The organism is Wolbachia endosymbiont of Diaphorina citri, assembly GCF_013096535.2.
Lineage (GTDB): Bacteria > Pseudomonadota > Alphaproteobacteria > Rickettsiales > Anaplasmataceae > Wolbachia.
The window spans coordinates 842,905-863,808 of sequence record NZ_CP051265.2; the positions used below are offsets into that span (position 1 = coordinate 842,905).

At 34.7% G+C, this 20,904-nt stretch carries 20 protein-coding genes; 13 read left to right on the forward strand and 7 right to left on the reverse strand.

Features of this window, described 5'->3' with window-relative positions; translation table 11 throughout:
* The first annotated feature begins 150 nt into the window (after positions 1-150).
* From HGO49_RS03790 to rpe, 6 genes are all read left to right on the forward strand, one after another.
* A complete protein-coding gene (locus HGO49_RS03790; RefSeq protein ID WP_007302244.1) occupies positions 151-1,386 on the forward strand; it encodes an MFS transporter in 1,236 nt (411 codons plus the stop codon).
* Complete coding sequence (gene glyA, locus HGO49_RS03795) at positions 1,358-2,635, forward strand: serine hydroxymethyltransferase (RefSeq protein WP_017531945.1); 1,278 nt, start codon at positions 1,358-1,360, stop codon at positions 2,633-2,635. Before HGO49_RS03790 ends, glyA begins: the two co-directional genes overlap by 29 nt.
* 79 nt (positions 2,636-2,714) lie before the next feature.
* Entirely contained in the window at positions 2,715-3,902 is a 1,188-nt protein-coding gene (locus HGO49_RS03800) for a phosphoglycerate kinase (protein ID WP_172758534.1), read from the forward strand.
* Between the two features lie 49 nt (positions 3,903-3,951).
* A complete protein-coding gene (locus tag HGO49_RS03805; protein ID WP_237398532.1) occupies positions 3,952-4,779 on the forward strand; it encodes an EndoU domain-containing protein in 828 nt (275 codons plus the stop codon).
* A 98-nt stretch (positions 4,780-4,877) separates the two neighbouring features.
* Positions 4,878-6,329: an N-acetylmuramoyl-L-alanine amidase gene (locus HGO49_RS03810; RefSeq protein ID WP_237398533.1), complete on the forward strand. Its 1,452-nt coding sequence runs from the start codon at positions 4,878-4,880 to the stop codon at positions 6,327-6,329.
* Between the two features lie 153 nt (positions 6,330-6,482).
* Positions 6,483-7,157 carry a ribulose-phosphate 3-epimerase gene (gene rpe, locus HGO49_RS03815; RefSeq protein ID WP_017531941.1) on the forward strand — a complete coding sequence of 225 codons (675 nt, stop codon included), beginning with the start codon at positions 6,483-6,485 and terminating at the stop codon, positions 7,155-7,157.
* A gap of 100 nt (positions 7,158-7,257) precedes the next feature.
* Here rpe and pnp read toward each other — a convergent pair whose 3' ends face one another.
* Genes pnp through truB form a run of 3 tightly spaced genes read right to left on the reverse strand, consistent with a single transcriptional unit; the run spans position 7,258 to position 10,833 of the window.
* Positions 7,258-9,534, reverse strand: coding sequence for a polyribonucleotide nucleotidyltransferase (gene pnp, locus HGO49_RS03820; protein ID WP_017531940.1), 2,277 nt, complete (start codon positions 9,532-9,534; stop codon positions 7,258-7,260).
* Between the two features lie 14 nt (positions 9,535-9,548).
* Positions 9,549-9,821, reverse strand: a complete 273-nt coding sequence (gene rpsO, locus HGO49_RS03825; protein ID WP_015588069.1) for a 30S ribosomal protein S15 — start codon at positions 9,819-9,821, stop codon at positions 9,549-9,551.
* A gap of 7 nt (positions 9,822-9,828) precedes the next feature.
* Positions 9,829-10,833 (reverse strand): tRNA pseudouridine(55) synthase TruB, encoded by a 1,005-nt coding sequence (truB, locus tag HGO49_RS03830; RefSeq protein ID WP_017531939.1) that lies wholly within the window; start codon positions 10,831-10,833, stop codon positions 9,829-9,831.
* 179 nt (positions 10,834-11,012) lie between these two features.
* On the opposite strand from truB, the gene HGO49_RS07305 reads away from it, so the two are divergent.
* Positions 11,013-11,423 (forward strand): hypothetical protein, encoded by a 411-nt coding sequence (locus tag HGO49_RS07305; RefSeq protein WP_237398618.1) that lies wholly within the window; start codon positions 11,013-11,015, stop codon positions 11,421-11,423.
* A gap of 51 nt (positions 11,424-11,474) precedes the next feature.
* Here the strand turns inward: HGO49_RS07305 and ribD are convergent, their stop codons facing one another.
* On the reverse strand, positions 11,475-12,641 hold the full coding sequence (gene ribD, locus HGO49_RS03840; protein WP_017531937.1) for a bifunctional diaminohydroxyphosphoribosylaminopyrimidine deaminase/5-amino-6-(5-phosphoribosylamino)uracil reductase RibD: 1,167 nt from the start codon (positions 12,639-12,641) through the stop codon (positions 11,475-11,477).
* Complete coding sequence (locus tag HGO49_RS03845) at positions 12,641-13,822, reverse strand: deoxyguanosinetriphosphate triphosphohydrolase (RefSeq protein WP_017531936.1); 1,182 nt, start codon at positions 13,820-13,822, stop codon at positions 12,641-12,643. The genes ribD and HGO49_RS03845 overlap by 1 nt, the downstream gene beginning before the upstream one ends.
* Before the next feature lie 47 nt (positions 13,823-13,869).
* Between HGO49_RS03845 and HGO49_RS03850 the strand changes: the two genes are divergently transcribed.
* Positions 13,870-14,316, forward strand: coding sequence for a HesB/IscA family protein (locus HGO49_RS03850; protein ID WP_007302232.1), 447 nt, complete (start codon positions 13,870-13,872; stop codon positions 14,314-14,316).
* A gap of 26 nt (positions 14,317-14,342) precedes the next feature.
* Positions 14,343-15,017, forward strand: a complete 675-nt coding sequence (locus HGO49_RS03855) for an ABC transporter ATP-binding protein (protein WP_017531935.1) — start codon at positions 14,343-14,345, stop codon at positions 15,015-15,017.
* 246 nt (positions 15,018-15,263) lie between these two features.
* Here HGO49_RS03855 and HGO49_RS03860 read toward each other — a convergent pair whose 3' ends face one another.
* Positions 15,264-15,962 carry an alpha/beta hydrolase gene (locus HGO49_RS03860; RefSeq protein WP_017531933.1) on the reverse strand — a complete coding sequence of 233 codons (699 nt, stop codon included), beginning with the start codon at positions 15,960-15,962 and terminating at the stop codon, positions 15,264-15,266.
* A gap of 134 nt (positions 15,963-16,096) precedes the next feature.
* Here HGO49_RS03860 and HGO49_RS03865 point away from each other — a divergent pair, with 134 nt between their 5' ends.
* The 3 genes from HGO49_RS03865 to HGO49_RS03875 all read left to right on the forward strand — a co-directional run bounded on the left by HGO49_RS03865 (position 16,097) and on the right by HGO49_RS03875 (position 18,745).
* Positions 16,097-17,284 carry a cysteine desulfurase family protein gene (locus HGO49_RS03865; RefSeq protein ID WP_017531932.1) on the forward strand — a complete coding sequence of 396 codons (1,188 nt, stop codon included), beginning with the start codon at positions 16,097-16,099 and terminating at the stop codon, positions 17,282-17,284.
* 201 nt (positions 17,285-17,485) lie between these two features.
* Entirely contained in the window at positions 17,486-18,208 is a 723-nt protein-coding gene (locus HGO49_RS03870; RefSeq protein ID WP_017531931.1) for a Bax inhibitor-1/YccA family protein, read from the forward strand.
* Entirely contained in the window at positions 18,209-18,745 is a 537-nt protein-coding gene (locus HGO49_RS03875; protein WP_017531930.1) for a cytochrome c oxidase assembly protein, read from the forward strand.
* A gap of 45 nt (positions 18,746-18,790) precedes the next feature.
* Here the strand turns inward: HGO49_RS03875 and HGO49_RS03880 are convergent, their stop codons facing one another.
* Positions 18,791-19,321 carry an ankyrin repeat domain-containing protein gene (locus HGO49_RS03880; RefSeq protein ID WP_017531929.1) on the reverse strand — a complete coding sequence of 177 codons (531 nt, stop codon included), beginning with the start codon at positions 19,319-19,321 and terminating at the stop codon, positions 18,791-18,793.
* A 281-nt stretch (positions 19,322-19,602) separates the two neighbouring features.
* On the opposite strand from HGO49_RS03880, the gene HGO49_RS03885 reads away from it, so the two are divergent.
* Positions 19,603-20,580 carry a quinone oxidoreductase family protein gene (locus HGO49_RS03885; protein ID WP_017531927.1) on the forward strand — a complete coding sequence of 326 codons (978 nt, stop codon included), beginning with the start codon at positions 19,603-19,605 and terminating at the stop codon, positions 20,578-20,580.
* Positions 20,581-20,904 lie beyond the last annotated feature (324 nt).

The window sequence follows — 20,904 nt, forward strand, 5'->3', positions numbered from 1 at the left end:
TTTTTTTCATATACCTTATCCATGAACCAGTTATAGATATGCTAAAAGGTCTCTTTTAAGAAAGATACTCGGATTAGAGTAGCTATTTACAAAAGTGTTGCTCCTTGCTGATAAAATACCTATAATTCTGTTTTTTAGGTAATATTAGGATTGCAGAGAAACTTTTTCATATGGTTGCTAGCATCACTATTTTATGCATACCAGTATATATTGCGTGTAATTCCAAATATAATCGCGCCTGAATTAATAACAAAATTTAACATAAGTATTACAGATGTTGGTCAATTTGGTGGGCTATATTATATAGGCTATACGCTTGCTCACATACCTGTTGGTCTTGCCCTTGATAGATTTGGGCCAAAGTTTGTTTTACCTGCGTGTATTGTCTTAACATTTGCTGGAACATTGCCGCTAATATGCTTTGATCAGTGGTATTACTCAATACTTGGTAGAATGATTGTTGGAGTTGGGTCATCTGCTTCAGCAATTGGGCTTTTCAAAGTTGCAAGCATGTATTTTTCACAAGAAAAATCAGCAAGGATGGCTAGCTTATCTATAATAATAGGGTTACTGGGAGCTATTTATGGTGGATTACCTCTAGACTTCTTGCTCAATAAATTTGGTTGGAATTATGTTATATACACTTTCTCAGCGTTTGGTTGCTTGCTCGCCCTACTTTTATTCTTAATAACGCCAAATTCTAACATAGAGGAGAGTAGAAATGACAACATACTTCAAGATTTAAAAACTGTACTTTTCAATAAACATATCATTCTAATCAGCTTTTTTGGGGGCTTGATGGTTGGGCCACTAGAAGGTTTTGCTGATGGTTGGGCAAAAGCGTTCTTATGTGAAGCATATCAAATGACCGGAGATTTGGCATCTTCACTTTCCTCTCTCATGTTTATAGGTATGGGAGCTGGATCATTCTTTCTCGCTTATTTACTGGAGAAGTATCCAGACAAACATTACGAGGTGATTATTGCGTGTTCTTTTGCAATGATCGCTAGCTTCCTCTTGCTTTTTACACAATTTGGCGGTTTATATATTGCATTACCTACACTTCTTGTTATCGGCTTTGCATCTGGGTATCAGGTAATTACTATTTACAAGGCAATAAGTTATGTAAACAATAACTTGGTAGGCTTAGCCACAGCTGTATCAAACATGATAGTTATGGTTTTTGGCTATTTTTTTCATACTGGAATTGCAAAAATAATAGACTTATGTTGGAATGGAACGGTAATACAAGGAAATCCTGTGTATGGTACTGAGTTACTAGTAAAAGCAATATCAATTATTCCTGTATGTTTGCTTTTGGCTGTTTTTGGATTTATGTGGTTAAGGAAAAGGTCTTATGACAATTGCTTCAGAAAGGATTTGTAACTCTGAAAATAATTTAAAGTCTTGTGATAATGAAGTTTATCTCTCTATAGAGAAGGAACTGCAGCGTCAAAGATCGCAGTTGCAATTGATTGCATCGGAGAATTTTGCAAGTAAAGCAGTGATGGAAGCACAGGGTTCTTTTCTGACTAATAAATATGCAGAAGGTTATCCTGGTAAAAGATATTACTGTGGCTGTGAGTATGTAGATGAAGTTGAAAATCTGGCTATAGAAAGGCTTTGTAAGCTGTTTAATGTTAAATTTGCAAATGTTCAACCTCACTCTGGTTCTCAGGCAAATCAAGCAGTGTTTGCTTCACTACTTACTCCGGGTGATACAATACTTGGATTGTCACTGAATTGTGGTGGACATTTAACTCATGGTGCAGCACCAAACCTTTCTGGTAAGTGGTTTAAGTCGATCCAGTATACAGTTAATAGAGACACTTACCTGCTTGATATGGATGAGGTGGAAAGGCTAGCGCTAGAGCATAAACCGAAGCTAATCATTGCTGGTGCTTCTGCTTATCCAAGAAAAATAGATTTCGAGCGCTTTCGTGAAATTGCGAATAAAGTTGGTGCATATCTGCTTGCAGATATTGCTCACTATTCAGGGCTTATTGCTGCAGGTTGTTACTCATCACCTGCTGAATATGCGCATATTATAACTTCTACAACTCACAAGACTCTACGTGGTCCTCGTGGTGGAGTGGTAATGACAAATGATGAAGCGTTACATAAAAAAATTCAGTCTGCAGTTTTTCCAGGATTGCAAGGTGGGCCACTTATGCATGTGATAGCTGCAAAAGCTGTTGCATTTAAGGAAGCATTAGCGCCAGAGTTTAAAACTTATAGTAAAAAAGTTGTGGAAAATGCGAAAGTGTTAGCTCAAGCGCTGCAAGGGCATGGGCTGAACATTATAACCGGTGGCACTGACTCTCATATAGTGCTAGTTGATTTAAGATCACGGAAATTGACTGGAAAAGACGTTGTGAATAGCCTTGAAAGAGCTGGCATTACCTGCAATAAAAACTCCGTGCCATTTGACACGGAAAAACCAACCATTACTTCAGGGCTCCGTTTTGGTACCGCTGCTGAGACAACACGCGGACTTGAGAAAAAAGATTTTAAAGAGATAGCTGATCTGATAAATGAAATAATTCAGGGATTAATTGATGGAAATAGCCCTGATGTTGAAAAAGCAGTGAAAAATAAAGTTGAAAGTATTTGTAGTAATTTTCCTATTTATTAATTTATTTAGCATTGGAATTTCCTTCCTTTACTTTGGATTAAACTATTGTATAGTGATTTTATAGCTCTTTAATTTTATGATAAATGTACCTAGCATAGAGAGTTGTGATTTTCACAATAAAAATGTTCTGCTCAGGGTTGACTTCAATGTTCCTATAAAAAATGGAAGAATTTGTGATGCCACTCGTATTTTGAGAGCGCTACCTACCATTCAGTATTTGGCAAATGTGGGTGCAAAAGTTATTGTTATCTCACATTTTGGGCGTCCAAAAGCCAAAGACAGTAACTTATCGCTAAAAAACGTAGTTGAAACTTTATCGCGGCTGCTAAGCAAAGAAGTGAAATTTATTGATGATTGTATTGGTGAGAGAGTACAAAGAGCAATAAATGCGATGGATGGAGGAGATATAATATTACTAGAGAATCTGAGGTTTTATAAAGAAGAAGAGCAGAATGATTCAAATTTTGCTAAACAATTAGCATCTCTAGCAGATATATATATAAATGATGCGTTTTCTTGCTCTCACAGAGCTCACGCTTCTATTTCACGCATTACGGAATTTTTACCTTCTTATGCAGGATTTTGCTTGCAAGATGAGCTAAAGTATCTTGAGCAAGCTATATCGTTTGACGCTAAACCTATTACTGCGATAGTTGGTGGAGCTAAAATATCAACTAAAATAAAAATGCTTATAAAGCTAGCAGAAAAGGTTGATTACCTTATTCTGGGCGGCGCAATTGCTAATAATTTTTTGTTATTTAATAAAGTTAATATAGGCAAGTCTTTTTTTCAAAATGGCGTTGATGATCTTCTGCACGATATTGTTGAGACGGCAAATAAAAACAATTGCAAAATAGTTGTGCCAGAAGACGTTTTGGTTGCAGTAAATTCTGATTATAGCACTGGCGTTTTAAGAAAAATTGAATCCATTTTGGACGGTGATATAATTTTAGATATCGGACCTCAAACTTTAAGCACAATAAGCGGTATAATAGCAAGCAGTAAAACTCTGCTGTGGAACGGACCTATTGGTGTTTTTGAACATTCAGCTTTTGCAAATGGTACAGTAGAGGTGATGAGAGTAGTAAGTGATTTGACACACGAAGGAAAATTAACCAGTGTAATAGGAGGAGGAGATAGTCTATCTGCAATAAATACTGCAGGTCTTGCCGATAAAGATTTTACATATATTTCAACTGGTGGGGGAGCGTTTTTAAGTTGGCTAAGTGGTGATGAGATGCCAGGACTGCGATCAACATTAGATTAAAACTTTTTTAAGTTGTTGCTTATACCCTAGCTTCTTTATGAATATGATTATGTCGAAAATAGCTAAGTTAATCTTGTGCTTAATAATACCAGTAATAGGATTTGTTTTTTACATTAAGGAGCATTATCTCAATGATGCAAATTCACAAATTGGCTTTGAGCCGTTTTTCAAAACAGATTCTTCAGATCCAGACTATATTCCACCACTTCCAGAGTTGACTGATTTTGATAGAGGAGTGTTAAGGGTTTGTGGAGATTGGGGAACACAGCCTGATGAAGAAGATTTCAGAATTTTGCTTGATTGTCCGCAGCATCAAGAAGTGGTGAAAAGGATATACGATAAGCTTGATCATCAGGTGATTACACCTAGTGCAGACTTGGGGTTGTTTAAAGATGAATTGACTAAGATTTGGTTTACAAATAGCGGAACTGAAAAAGAAACTATAGGGTTTGGGCATATTTTTTGTGGTGAACCAGATAGATTGGGGCTAGGTGGTATGCATTTTGTAGGTAGATATGTTGAGGCTCAAGAAAATAAGTGGGCGGGTGCAATTTGGGGTAATAAATCTCTGTGCAATAAATTAGATATTAAGCCACCTGTTTACACGTTTGGAATGAAATACTTAGGTAAGGGTGGAGAAGTAAAAGTTAAGTGCCCAAATGGGTATGCACATAACCTTCATGCTGATGATATTTTAGTTTCTGCAACTAAGGCGTTTAAGGAATTGGGAAAAGATGGAATGTGTCTGTATAAAATGGAAGATGCCAATTATCAATCAGTGTTTGTGAGAAAGAATGACGCTATACTTACGTTCTATCCTGACTTAACACCAAAATGTAATGATAAAAGTACTAATTGTAGCTGTAGCAAGCCTTGATTAGCTGAAAAAAAGTAAACATTTTATGCGTATTATGTTAATTTAGTTATATTGTGGGCAATTTGTAAAGCTGCATGAGACTTATAGTAAAAAAATGTTTGTCTGTTTTATTTCTGTTACTGCTTGTAGCGCCTCTTGTATATGGACAGCAACCTTGCTTAATTGATATCGAGAACGATTTTCAAGATTTGAAAACATCATTAAAGAATCCAATATTTTTAGATCCTGCACCAAGTTCAAATTATGATGATAGAGAAAGCAAAAAAGTGTTGATGGTGGTAGTGCATCATACCGAATCTCCAACATTAAAAAGCACAAAATGCGCATTAAATTCTTCAGGGATATCAGTACAGCTTATTGTTGATAGAGATGGTAGCATTACTCTGATGGTTCCACTTGAAAAACGAGCATGGCATGCTGGTATAAGTTATGCGAAAGTTCAAGTAGATAATGTGGTTGAAGAGCTACGAAAACTGAATGATTATTCTATAGGTATAGAGATTGTAAACACAGGGCTTGAGCCTTTTCCAGAAGAGCAAATGAAATCTGTCAAAGATCTGCTTTTGTACCTAATGAAGCGCTTTAAGATTAGAAAAGATATGATATTTAGTCACGCTGAGATAGGTACTATAGTGTACAACTCAGCAATTGAAGGTTACGCAATGCGTAAGCCTGATCCACATAAGTTATTTGATTGGGAATTATTAGAGAAAAGTAGTATCGGATTGCATATAGGTGATAGAATCAGTCCTCAAGACGCAGAACAAAAAGTAAATGAGGTTTTGTATAAGGTAGGCGATAAGAGTGAAAATATTTTGAAATTAAAAAAAAGGTTAAACGGTTTTTTTTATAAAATACTGCCTTGGAATGATAGGGAAGGTAATATGGTTTTTCCTGACAATAATGCTAATTACTCAAATGAGTTTGATGAAAATTTTGCGTGGGTTATCAATCAGTTTTCCATGCATCACTTGCCGAAAGAGATTAGAAAAGACTTGCCTCTAAAATTAGAACAAGAAGATATTTTGCCTGAATTTTTAGTTAAGTATAGTAATCTTATTTTTAGTGAATTCTTATCTTTAAGTGATAAAACTAAATTAAGCTTAAAGCTACCATTTTTGAATGAAGAGGATTACAAGCGTTTATTATCTTCTCTTGCAGAATATGAAAATAATATTTCTTCTAGTGCATTTGCTACGCTCATGTACAAGATTAAGCTATATTACGACTCTTATCTAAGGTATAATATAAGATCCTCGCTTTATATTCCATTTAAGCTTAATTCATTTGAGAAGCTAGATGTTTTAAAGAATGAAATATTGTCTTTTAAGTCTATAAGCCCTGAAAAGGCTATAGAAGTCTCGAATTTAATTAATGGGTTTAGGTCAGAAGTTTTATCTGATTTCCAAAACTTTGAGAAGCAGTGGTTTCAAGAATTTAAGGACACTTGGAAACAAAAATTTATACCGAATATGGAAAAGAAAATGTCTTGGACTGCGCTACATGAAACTGTGTTGGAATATTTAGAAAAGGCGAAGAAAGAAGTCTAATGAGTATTACAATGACCAGATGCATGGGCAGAGAAAAATAAAGGCACATGCATCTGGACGGATACAAAAATTTCTAAATGAGATTAATATAGTATTGGGATGACAGAGTTTAAAAAATAAGTTACTTTTTTTATTTTTGGTAAAAAGTAGTCTATGGGTATTAAAATTGCACCTTCTATACTTTCAGCAGACTTTGCAAAATTAGGAGAGGAAGTAAAAAGAATTAGCGACTTGAATGTAGATTATATACACATAGACGTTATGGATGGAAATTTTGTTCCAAATATTACAATAGGTCCGAATGTTATCTCTGCGATACGTAAATATAGCAACCTTCCTTTTGATGTGCACTTAATGATTAAATCTCCTGGTGACCATATTGAAAGTTTTATAAATGCTGGTGCTGATATTATCACCATACATGCAGAAGCAGAGATACATCTTGAGAGGCTAGTAAGAAAGATAAAATCATATAAAAACAATACAAAAAAAATAATACAAGTTGGAGTTTCAATTGTTCCTTCAACTTCTCCAAGCGTGCTTGAGTATATAATAGATGAGCTAGATATTGTGCTAATTATGACAGTCAATCCTGGATTTGGAGGACAGGAGTTTATTCATTCGCAGTTGAGTAAGATATCTACCGTGAGGAAAATGATACAGGACCGTAATCTTAAAACACAAGTTTCAGTAGATGGTGGAGTTAACTTTTCTAACGCAGCTGATATAATAAAAGCAGGTGCAAATATATTAGTTGCTGGATCAGCAATATTTAAAGCTGAAGACATGAAAAAGACTATAAACGATCTTAAAAATCTTTCGTTATAACCCTACAGATAACACAAACCATTTTTGTTATCTTGTCAGTTTTAAAAATTCCTATTATCCCAGTGCTTCGACACTGAGATAATAGAAAGTAAGTTCAACCTCAATAGAAACCTGATGATGAGTCATTATTACCAAATTTTGGTCTGCTTCTATTACTAAAACCAGAACGAGGACGAGTAGGTCTATTACTATGATAATTATCTCCAGGTTTTTTATTAAACGAGTTGTTATAATAATTATCCCTATTATTTAAACCATCTCTCCTTTCTTCATTGTAAAGTTTACCTTCAAAAAATTCACCTGTTTCTTGATCAACACGACGTCTTGACAATTTTGGGCACCCACCTTTTTCAAAATCAATTACCAAAGCTTTGAAGGTATCACCCTGTTTAAGTATGTCCTCAATAGACTCTACATGTTGATTAGCTACTTCGCTTATATGCATTTTTCCTTTCCTTCCATTAGGAAGCTCAAGCTCTACAATAGACTTCTCTATATTTACAACCTTAGCATCAATTATAGAACCTTGTTCTAGTTCTGTTATTGAATCAATCATCATATTCTTTGCAGCTTCAGCTTCAGTACTACTAATGGCAAAAACAGAAACTTTACCGTCATCCCCTATTTCAATTTTTGCATTACTTCTTTCACATACACTGCGTATATTTTTTCCTTTAGCACCAATAGCTGCAGAAATTTTATCTTTATCTATATAAAACGATAACACTCTTGGTACATGATCTTTTATATCCTTACGATGTTCTGAAATTACTGCATTCATTTTTTCTAAGATATGTAATCTTCCGGCTTTTGCTTGTTCTAAAGATTTTTCAACAATTTCAAAGCTTATACCAGGAATTTTCATATCCATCTGCAGTGCTGTAATCCCTCCGCTAGTTCCTGCTACTTTGAAATCCATATCACCAAGATAGTCTTCATCGCCCAGTATATCAGAAAGTATTATATGTTCATTTTTGTCTTTGATGAGACCCATAGCAATTCCCGCAACGGGAGCCTTTATTGGCACACCTGTATCCATTAATGCAATGGAAGTTCCACAAACTGTTGCCATAGAAGAAGAACCATCAGATTCCATAATCTCAGATACTACCCTTATTGTATAAGGAAATTCAGATTTATCAGGTAAAACAGGATGAATTGCTTTCCAAGCAAGTTTACCATGACCAATTTCTCTCCTTCCTGGTGCGCGTATAGCAGAAGCCTCTCCAACAGCAAATGGAGGAAAATTATAATGCAACATAAAATGTTCACGTCTATCCCCTTCAATGTCATCCACAATTTGCTCATCTTGTGTAGTACCAAGAGCAGTAACAACTAGTGCCTGAGTGGTACCCCTTGTAAATAGCGCAGAACCGTGAGTCTTGGGTAGAATGTCAGCCTCAATTTCTATCTGGCGTATTTCATCATACTTACGGCTGTCTATCCTCACACTTTTCTTTCTAATCATTTCACGCACTAAAGATCTTTCAAAGCTTTTTACTGCATAAGTAATTAACTTTTCGTCTTTTCCAGACTCTTTGAGAGTATTCAATATATTATTCCTGACTACTTCTAGAGCTTGAACTCGCTCTTGTTTTACTGTTTTTGAATATGCTTCTTCAAAGTCTTTGCGATATTTTTCAAGTTCTTGAGTTATATCTGATATATCAATAGGGGCAAAGCTTTCAGGTTTATTGCCTACTGTATCAGCAAATTCTTTTATAAGCTTAATAACAGGTTGAAGATGTTCATGACCAAATTTTATTGCGTCAAGAACATTCTCTTCAGAGAGCTCTTTGACTTCTGATTCGACCATTAAGATCGAATTTTCATCACCAGACAAAAACAGATCCAAGTTGCTTGCTTTCATCTCTTGAACGGAAGGATTGAGTATATAATTGTTATTTTCATCACAACCGACCATAACTCCAGCTATAGTAAAGTGGAAAGGAACACCAGAAATTGCAAGAGCTGCGACGGTGCCTATCAATGCTGGTACTTCAGGAGAATTGACTGTATCGTAAGTTAATAGATTACATACTACACTAATTTCATCATGAAAACCTTCAGGAAATAACGGCCTTATACTTCTGTCTATTACTCTTGAAATTAAAGTTTCTCTATCAGATGGTTTTCCTTCTCTTTTAAAAAAACCACCAGGAATCTTACCCATGGCATAACTTTTTGCAATAAACTGCACATTTAAAGGGAGAAAATCAACACTTTCTTCCTTCTTTTTTCGTACAACAGTGACTAAGATAGAAGTATCTCCATAATTTACAACTACTGAACCATCAGCTTGACGTGCTATTTTCCCAGTTTCTAAAGATAAGGTACGTCCCTCCCAATCTATAGACTTTTTTATAATTTCAAACATACAAAATTCCTCGATTATTTTCTAATGCCTAACTTCTCTATTAACTCTTGATAGGCTTCATTACCAAATTTACGTTTTATATAATTTAAGTGCTTGCGCCTTCTACCTATCAATATAAGTAAACCGCGCTTAGAATTATGGTCATGCTTATGCGTTTTAAAATGCTCAGTTAAATTACTGATTCTCTCGGTTAAAATTGCACACTGTACAAAAGATGAACCTGTATCATCTTCTTTAATTGCATATGTACTAATCAAACTTTTTTTCTTTTGGGATGTTATTGACATCTAAACCTCATTTCAAAATATTAAAAACACGAATAGGCTTCACATAACCATGAGTAAAACTGCAAATTGCAATAGGTACATTACCCACTATCGTACAAAAAATATCATAATTCTTTAAACCACGCAAGTTATTTAATATAATTCCTTGACCTTTTCTGATTTTCTTCGCTTCCTCTAGGGAAATTTCAACTTTGAACATCGATTTTAAAGCCGATTCAATGGGGATGATGAAACTTTTTGTATTACTTCCTATCACTACATCATCTTCTGTCATCCCAATGCTTGACACTGGGATCCACTCTTCTTCTTTTTTTCTAGATTCCAGCGTCACGCGCTGGAATGACACCAAAGGATGGACTGTTGTATTTTTTTCAATAAGCCGTTCAATTGTCGCTGATTCAGTTTCTCTAAAATCACCTACCATACTTCTTCTTAGTTTTGTAATGTGTCCAAAGCAATTTAATGTTACTCCAAGATCCCGAGCAATTGATCTCACATATACACCGCTAGCACACGTCATAGAAAAATCAGCACTATTGTTTGTGGTATCAACAGAGATCAATTTCAGTTCATGTATTTTGACTTGTCGAGGCTTTATATTCACCCTTTGCCCACTTCTTGCCAACTTATATGCTCTTGCTCCCTTAATTTTTACTGCTGAAAATTGAGGAGGAGTCTGTATTATCTCCCCAATAAAATCCTTAATTGCACAATTTATTTGATTATACTGAGGTTTTATAGTGCTAGTTCTAATAATATCACCATCTAAATCGTCCGTAGTTGTTTGCTTTCCCCATTTGATTGTGAAATTGTATGCCTTTAAGTTACAAGATAAATACGGTATAGTTTTTGTTGCTTCACCAAGAGCGATCGGTAATATACCTGAAGCCAAAGGATCAAGTGTTCCCAGATGACCAGCTTTTTTTATTCCAAAAATCCTTTTAATTTGAGTTACAGCTTGTGCAGAACTCATTCCTGTTGGTTTATCAAGATTCAGCCAGCCATTTACCATGTATCAATCTTACATAATTAGTAACAATTTAGAAAGTAGATAAAATATTAAGTTGTTAATATAAATGCTTGACTAGTGTGCATTGTTAATATACAATTAACTTTTTATAAACCTTAATTAAGGAGGAAGTTATTATGCCTACTATATGGAAATTGAAAAATATAGCACCCATAACAAAAATGAGTATTGAAAGTACAGTTGCAACTGCATCTTTAGCAGCAGCAATAACAACATTATTGATTGCTACTAAAGTAATTGCTGGACCTACGTCTTTAGCGCTTATTGCTAGCCCTGCTGGAATTGCAGTTCTATTTATTGCCGCTGTATATTTTGCCGCAGCAGCTTATGCTTCATATCAGCAAATGCATAAGAATGAAGAAATAAGTGAAGCTAAAGTAAGTGCTGAAGCAGCAGCTAATAAAGCTGAAGCAGCTAAAACAGAATTTGAAGAAAAAATTAAAGATTTAGCTACTAAAACTGAATTGGTTGAAAAAGTGGATTCAAGTAAATTTAATGAACTACTTAAGAGTTCATTGGAAGATTCTGAAGTTGTTCAAGCATTTAAAGGTAAAAAATTTCAAGTAAACTAAATGGTAAAGAGGTAGAGACTTCTACCTCTTTCTTTCAAGAATATAAAACTACTATACTCTATCCCACAACTCAACCACATCCTCACTGAACTCTATTATCTCTACTTTTTTAAATTGGTAACAGTTGTTGATGGATTGAATTCCTAAATTCCCTACAAAAGGAGTTGCATCGTTACCTAAAATTTTACCACTACGGCAGATTATCAGCCTGTCGATTAAATTATACTTCAGTAGCTCTGTAATTAATATTCCTCCACCTTCAACTAATAACCTTGTTATACCAATTTCTGAAACAAGTTTTGATGCCATGTCCTTTAAGCAGACTTTGCCAATAACATCAGGTTCCGATGTCATTCCAGCGCGTGACCAGTTTTCATTATGCAATTGCTTGAAGTTTTCTGGTCTGGACACTGGGATGACAGGAGGTGTATTAACTATCAAATAATTAATGTCTTTTATTTTTCTCTCTACTTCCTTATTTGTGATTACCCAAGTTATTACTTTGTCTGCAGTTTTTGCAATATTATGCTCTTCCTTCAATCTCCCTTGGCTATCGATAATTAGCCTTATTGGCGACCTGTCTTTGAGTCTTGGTAATCTGCAAGTTAAGAGTGGATCGTCACTAACAAGGGTATTGCTGCCAATCATAATTGCATCATATTTTGCTCTGAGCTCATATACCCAATTTCTCGTATTTTCACTTGTTATCCATTTGCTATCGCCTGTAAATGTTGCGATTTTTCCATCAAGAGTTGTTGCGATTTTGCAAGCTATAAATGGTCTATGAAATTCTTTAGTGGTGAAAAAACCGACATTCAATACTTCTGCCTCTTTTTGCATAATCCCTTGCTCAACTTCAATTCCTCCATCTACTAAGGCTTTTATGCCTCTGCCTAAAACTCTATTATCTGGGTCAATTGCTGCAATCACTACCTTTCTTATTCCTGATTTTATGATTTCTGTAGTGCAAGGTTCTGTAACTCCAAAGTGGCAGCATGGTTCAAGAGTGACGTACATAGTTGCACCATGAGTTAAATCTTTAGCATTTTGCAAAGCAACTACTTCTGCATGTGGACGTCCACCGATTCCTGTGTAGCCTTCACCGATCACCATACCGTTTTTTACAATGATACATCCAACAGCGGGATTTGGTGCAACACTTCCAAGACTTTTTTCTGCAAGTTTTAATGCGATCGACATGAAATAATCATCGGTCATTAGAAAGAAGTCATTTCGTATGAGGTATCAAAAATTCTTCTGTGCTCATGTATGGCAAATCTATCTGTCATACCTGAGATATAATCACATATTATTACTGAACGCTGAGATTCACAAGCAAGCTTGTTCCACTCTATAGGTAATAACCCTGGGTTTTCATAAAAGCATTGAAAAAGCTCCTGTACTATACGTTTTGCTTTGTTCATTGTTCTATTCAATTTATAGCTTCTGTATATTTTTTCCATGTTAAATTTTTTCATCTCTTTTGTGGCATTTGCAACTTCTGGTGAAAATGTGACTAGCATTGTATTTAGACCTCTTACATCTTCTACGCTTTTTATTTTGTAGTCTTTAATATTTTTTTCAGTCTGAAAAACGACATCATTTATCATAATCCCTATAGTTTTACTCAGTGATTCATGTATGAGTTTACTTTGGGCCAATTCTGAATATTCGCTTTTTACTTCTTTGAACATTTTGCCAATTAAAGGAACATCGAGCAAATCTTCGATGGTTACTAAATTTGCCCTGAGTGCATCATCAAGATCGTGAACACTGTAAGCAATATCATCGGCAATTGAAGCAACTTGTGCTTCAATGCTTGAAAATTCCTCAAGTTTTAGATCATATTTTTCATTATATTTTAATAACAGCTGATTATTTGTAGAAGACTCCGCGTTTTGACCAAGCAAGGGACCGTTATGTTTTGCAACACCTTCAATCACTTCCCAACTTAGATTCATGCCATTAAAGTCAGCATGTTTTTGTTCAAGATAAGTTAAAATCCTTATAGCTTGAACGTTATGATCAAACTTATACTTCTCGTTATCAATTTGAACTAGAGCATTCTCACCTGTGTGACCAAATGGAGGATGACCAAGGTCATGTGCAAGCGCTATGCATTCAGTGATGTCCTCATCTAATCTGAGCCTGCGTGCGATGGATCTTGCAATTTGTGCAACTTCAAGGCTATGAGTTAGCCGAGTACGATAGTAATCATGCTCATAATTGATAAAAACTTGTGTTTTGTATCCTAGTTTCCTAAACGCATTAGAGTGAATAATTCGGTCCCTATCACGCTGAAAGCAGCTGCGATTTTCATCTTCTGGCTCTTTAAATTTTCTTCCTTTTGTTTTATTTGGAAAGCACGCGTAACTTAATAGAAAATTATTGTTTGACATGTAAAATTTCTACTATAATAAGTTATCAATAATGAACGGTGGTTGTTATGTCAACAGATTACAATATTAGCTTAACTGACAATGCATTAAGGAAAATCCACTCCCTTGTAGAACAGGAAGGAGATGAGAGTTCTATTTTGCGGGTTGCAGTTTCAGGTGGTGGATGCTCTGGCTTCAAGTATAATTTTCTTATGGATCAAATAAATAAGAAGATGTCTTTGGATGACGATTTTGACGATGATGAAGACGATGATTTTGACGATGACGAAGATAGCGAGGATTATAGAAGCCACTCCAGTTTTAGTGAAAAAGGTAAAGATATAGTAATTAATGATGAGAATGGAAACCCTGTATTAATGGTTGATAATTGTTCAGCGAAATTTTTAAATAACTCAACTATAGATTATACTGAAGATCTAAGTGGTTCTGGTTTTCAAATCAAGAATGCTCTCGCTAAGTCTCGATGTGGTTGTGGTAACAGTTTCTCGGTCTAATTCTCCCTCCTGGATCTTTTTATAATATGGACAGTGATGTAGCACTAGAGCTAGCTTCTGTGAGTAAGAGCTTCAAAAAAAGTCCTGCCATTGTAAAAGATATCAACCTGAAGATTACAAGAGGGCAAGTAGTTGCATTGATCGGCAGTTCAGGATCAGGAAAAACAACTATATTGCAAATTGCAGGTCTATTGGATGAGCCAAATTTAGGTATAGTGACGATAGATGGAATAAATTGCACACAAGCCAGTAATAAGCATAAAACTCATGTAAGAAGAAATTTTCTTAGCTTTGTTTATCAATTTCACTATTTATTACAAGAGTTATCAGTGTTGGAAAACGTTATGCTTCCTCAGCTCATTGCAGGAAAAAGCAAAGCTGAAGCAAAAAAAAAATCGCAAGCAATATTGGAAAAATTTGGTCTGGAAAATAAAGCAAGTAGTATGGTATCTGAAATTTCTGGTGGAGAAAGGCAGAGGGTTGCAATTGCAAGAAGCATTGTAAACTCTCCAAAGCTTTTACTTGCAGATGAGCCAACGGGAAATTTAGACCCAACAAATTCTTTGAATGTATTTTTGCTGTTACATTCATATGTAAAGGAAAATAACAGCTCTATGCTTATAGTAACACACAACTATATCCTTGCAGAAAAAGCAGATCACATTTTTCAGTTAAAAAACCGATCATTAGTAAAGTTGTAAATGGAAGAAGCAATACAATACAAAGCTACCTATAACTTGTACTTATTTAACCAATGATCATTAACGGAGTATAATTCGCACGAAATACTTTCATTGCTTTTTATACACGGACTCTTTAACTTACGCTGTTTACTTAGGAAGCATCCTGAAAGCATAAACATCGCTAAAACGAGAAATAATAATTGCCTAAACATAACAAGACTTTTTTTATTTATATTAATACGTTCATTTCTCTCATTTGTAAAGTTAGGCATATTCTTTTACTCTTATCTCTTTTTTAACTTTTTTGGAGGAAGTGACTGCACTGTTTAAGCGTAGTTTTATATAATTATCTATAATTTGAGCTACTTCCTTTTCTTTATCCCTTAAAAAGTGGTTAGTATCGTCTACTATATGGTATTCCATATGGTTATTTTTTACCGAATTTATTAACCTTTGTGCTAATTCTGTTACATCGCTTTCTTCTGAAATTGTATCATTATTACTTTGTATTATAAGTCCAGGAACTGGGCAAGGAGAGAGAAAAGAGAAATCGTACTTAGTTGCTGGAAGAGAAAGGGCAACAAAACTTACTATCTCTGGACGGCGCATTGTCAATTGCATAGCTACCCATGCTCCAAAAGAAAAACCAACTATCCAAATTGGAACATTGTTAGAGTTATGCTCCTGAAGCCAATCAATAGCTACTGCAGCATCAGTTAATTCTCCTATACCCTTATCAAAAGTTCCGGTAGATTTTCCGACACCACGAAAATTAATTGTCAATGCAGAAAAGTTATTATCGATAAAAGATTCATATATAGTATGTATAATCTTACTATCCATACTACCACCATATTGAGGGTGATGATGTAAAATTAGCACAACTGGTGCATTGGTATCTTTGCTTTGATGGTATCTACCTTCTATCTTTTTTGTTGAATTATTTAAAAAGACTTCTACCATGATAACTCCTAATAAAAACCTGTTTTGACAGGTGTTGATAATGTAAATTGTTTATTAATTATGTATTAATTTCCCTGTTTTTGCAATAAATTTTTATCGTGTTAAAGTTAACATACATAATTGGTTGATGGTAAGTGACAAATAAGCCTGTGAGTTTATTCTCTCTGGAAGAAAGTAGTTGCGTGTATGCTGATTATAATGCAACTGCTCCAGTGAGTAAAAATGTAAAAAAAAGTATACTTGAGATTTTGTCGAAACAAACACTAAATCCATCATCGCTGCATAAAAGAGGACAAGAAGCGAGGAAGATTCTTAAAGAGGTAAGAGATAACGTACGTGATGCTCTTAGCATTCCAGATGATAAAGAAATAGTTTTTACGTCTGGTGCAACTGAAGCAAATAACCTCGTCATGAGAGGAATGAAAGGCTATCTGCATGTAATTTCAGCTACAGAGCATCCTTCAATTCTTAATTCTGCATATAATCCACATATAATACCCGTTAATCAAGAGGGTATTGTTGACTTTTTAGAGCTAGAAAAAATTCTAAGCGAACTTGAAGGGAATAAAGTAATAATTTCAGTGATGATGGCTAATAACGAAACTGGAGTTATCCAGCCTGTTAAGGAAATAGCTAAAATGGCACATAAATTCGGGGCAATCTGTCACACTGACGCTGCTCAAAGTGTTGGGAAAATCGAATTAAATATGGAAGATTTAGGAGTGGATTTACTTACTTTATCTGCTCACAAATTTGGTGGTATAGCAGGTAGTGGAGTTTTAATTTTTGACAAAAAGCTTGTAATAGAACCTACTATAATAGGTGGTGGGCAAGAAAAAGGATTGCGTGGTGGTACAGAAAACATTATTGCAATAGTAGGTCTTTCTGCTGCATTGCAAAACATTCCAGATCTTCTATCAAAGATGGATGAAGTAGAGAAGCTGCGTGATCAATTGGAGTATGGGTTATTAAGTCTTGTCAGTGATATCAAGATCTTTGGCAGAAATTCTAAAAGATTGCCAAATACAAGTTTCATTTATATGCCGAGAGTGAAGAATGATCTGCAGCTCATGTGCTTTGACTTAAATAATATTGCAGTCAGCAATGGTTCTGCATGTTCTTCTGGAAAAGTTGGGCCTTCTCATGTTTTGCTTGCAATGGGAGCAACAAAAGAGCAAGCAGAATGTTCAATTAGAATCAGTATAGGTCCGGAGGTTAAACCGCGAGACATAGAAAAAATAGTGGATTGTTGGTATAGTATCTATAAGAAGAATGCTTTAGTAAATGCAAAAACTACTTTCACCATTCCCCTTAAATCATGATAGAGGGAATGGTGAAAGTAATTTCTATTGCCAGAGGTTGTTATAATAGTTAAATGCTGCTGAAAACCGATTTGCTTATAGTTATGGAAGAAATTCTCTAATTGCATACCACACCATTCAATTGTAGTATGTCATTTTATACTTGATAAAAACGCTGTATTGTATTATAATATATCATTAAGAGATAATAAGGAGTTACATATGTCTTATATGAAAAACGAACAGGATATTCGCTCTCAGGGCGTTTATTATAGTGCTGGACTCAGGAGTTACCTAACTAAAGTATACAATTATATGGCTTTAGCTTTAGGTGTTACAGGGCTTGTTGCGTTTTTAACAGTGTTTTCTGGTCTTTTCCAGGTGATTTATTCCAATCCTGTTCTATCGCTTGTGGTAATGCTATCCCCAGTTGCATTGGTGTTTTATATGTCTTTTAGGCTTCAACACCTAAGTGCTCAGTCAACACTTACTGTATTTTTTCTATTCTCAGTTTTAATGGGAATTTCTTTATCTCATATTTTTATAATTTATACTGCAGAAAATATAGCGAGAGCATTTTTCATTACATCGATCATGTTTGGTTCTATGGCTTTATATGGTAATACTACAAAAAAAGATCTTACCAGCATGGGTTCTTTTTTGATTATGGGAATCTGGGGGTTAATCATTGCATCTATAGTTAATCTGTTTCTTGGAAGCAGTCCTCTCTATTTTGCAATATCATTTGTATCAGTGATAGTATTTACTTTAATGACCGCATACGATGCTCAGAGAATTAAAGATGTTTATTATAGGTATAATGATGGCTCAGAGGTTGCAACTACTAAGCTGGCAGTACTTGGTGCAACTAACCTTTATTTTGACTTTATTAACATATTCCTCAATTTACTTAGGTTACTTAACTTATTTAATAATAGGGATTAGGTGTTCCCCTTTGTAAGGAGGGATAGTAAGGGTTCTATAGCTTTCTTTCTAATATCTTTAGTGGTATTGATGCTGTGTCTTGCGTATGCTTCGGTGCCATTGTATAGCATCTTTTGCAAAGCTACTGGATATGGTGGCACAACGAGAAAAGCAACTAATACAACAATAAATGCAACTGACCAAAAAATCAGGATTTACTTCAATGCTGATGTAATGTCCGGTCTGCCTTGGAATTTTAAATCAGAAACTAACTACATTGATACGAATATAGGGCAACAAAGTTTAGTGTTTTATTATGCAGAAAATTTATCTGATCAGCCTTCGCTTGGAATGGCAGTGTATAATGTCACACCTTTTAAAGCAGGTAAGTATTTCAATAAAGTTGCATGCTTCTGCTTTGAAGAACAAATTTTGCAGCCAAAACAAAAAGCAGCTATGCCAGTGTCCTTTTACATAGATCCTGAGATAATGCGTGACAATAGTACAAAAGATTTAAGTGAAATAACACTATCGTATACGTTTTTTAAGCTTAAATAACAAACCTTTTCCTATTGTGATTAAAATAATAGTTATGCAACAGGTCTATTGAATTGAGCAGGAGCTCTTATTTGCTTTTTGCACACTGACTACTTGTGTTTCAGTGTTCGTTGTTGCTAATTCCCATCCTTCATTATTTGCTTCACAAGCATTCCAACATTGAGCCAACTCCTTATTATTTTTTATAGAATCTGGTATTTCTATGTTGGGATTTTTTTCTAATGTATGCTTAATTAGAATCTCACAGCAATTTTTGCGTTCAATTGACTTATCCTTACAATATAATTCAGCAACACACTCTAAAGCAGTGTTTCCATTGTAGTTTTCATCTGGGCTATCATTCACTCCCGCTTTTATGAGAGCCTTTAACACTTCTGGAGAACGAGCCAAAGCGCAGGCATGTAAATATCCTTTCTCATTTTGTACGTTAGCCCCTGCTTTTATTAAAACTTGCGCTAGATTTGTTAAAGTGTACGGTTTATAGTTAATGGCGATGGAAAAAAGACTATCTATTGGAAAGCCATCATAATCTTTCAAGTCAAATCTGTGATTAATATCAAATCCTTTTTTTCCCAAGAAGTATATAAATATTTACAATAGTCTCCTTTTTTATCTGATTTTTGCATTTTACATTTTAACCTTTCTTTTATTTTTATTATTGGTATCTAAATCGTCATCTTCATCCACTTCACACAACACATTGAATAAAACACCATAAAGCCAAGTTTCTCTGTTTGTCATAATTTGTGCCTCAAAACTATTAACAATACGCTTATGTAGTGTATAAACTCTAAATAACATTTTGCAAAATATTAATTGCTAGATAACATAATTAAAGTTTTTGTCTTACATTTATCATGGTTAGAGCTATACAAATTAAAAAAACTGGGGGGCCAGAAGTATTAGAATTTGTAGATAAGAGCATAGGTGAGCCAAAAGATGAGGAAGTCTTAATACGTCATACAACTATCGGCTTAAATCGTTATGATTTAGAATACAGAAAAGGTACACGCAAAATTAAAGATCTGCCATCAGTACTTGGAGTAGAGGCAGTAGGAGTTGTTGAAAAGCTTGGTAAAAAAATTAGTGATGGACTTAAGGTTGGAGATAGAGTTGGATATTGCACAGCTCCTCCAGGGGCATATTGTGAAAAGCGCATTGTACACCAGAAATATTTGATAAAAATTCCGAATGATATACCTGATGAAGTTGCTGCTGCAGTATTGTTTAAAGGTATGACAGCTCACTATTTAGTTAATCAATCTTATAGAATCAGGCCTGGTGCTTTTGTACTAGTTCATGGAGCTAATGGTGGTTTGGGGCAAATAATATGCCAATGGGCAAAGGATAAAAAAGGTGTAGTGATAGGTTCTATAAGCTCTGACGAAAAAATGAAGATAGCTTTACAAAGTGGCTGCACATACGCAATAAACTACAATGATAAAGACTTCGTTTCTAAAATCATGGAGATTACGAAAAATAGAGGAGTAGGTGCGGTGTATGACCCTATAGGTTACGCTACAAGCAAGCTCTCTTTTGAATCTTTAGGTAAGTTTGGCATATATGTTTCCTATGGGCAGATATCAGGTAATGCTCCTATTAATTTCTCTTTACTTAGTTCGCGTTCGTTATTTGCAGCTGGAACTTCGATATATCACTACAAGCACAATAGACTTACGTTAGTGCTTACTGCAATGGAAATTTTTGAAATGATAAGAAAAAAACTTTTAATTGTACGAATTAATAAAAAATATAAATTTGATGAAATAATAGAGGCTCATCGTGACATGGAAAATAGAAAAGTAAGTGGGCTAAATATTATCAAAGTTTCTTAAATAACTTAGTAACCTAAAATAATTATTCATTAAGTCATATCAACAAGAATTTCATATGGTTAATTCTCTTTTTGGGAAAGTTAAAAGCATATAGCTGAACTGACTGAGATTTTACCGGACTAGTTTGAAAAACTTGTCATTCTGCTACTCGTTAGTGGCGTGGTAATGCGATGTTTTATCTATAGATATTATGTTCACAGTAGTTTCAAAAGAAGCTGAGTAAATAAGTTATATTTCAAATTAGATTTGATGTCACATCTAACATTTAAGTATTATAACTTCAATAGTATATGGAGCTGTTATTTTTCTTTTAAATGAATGCTT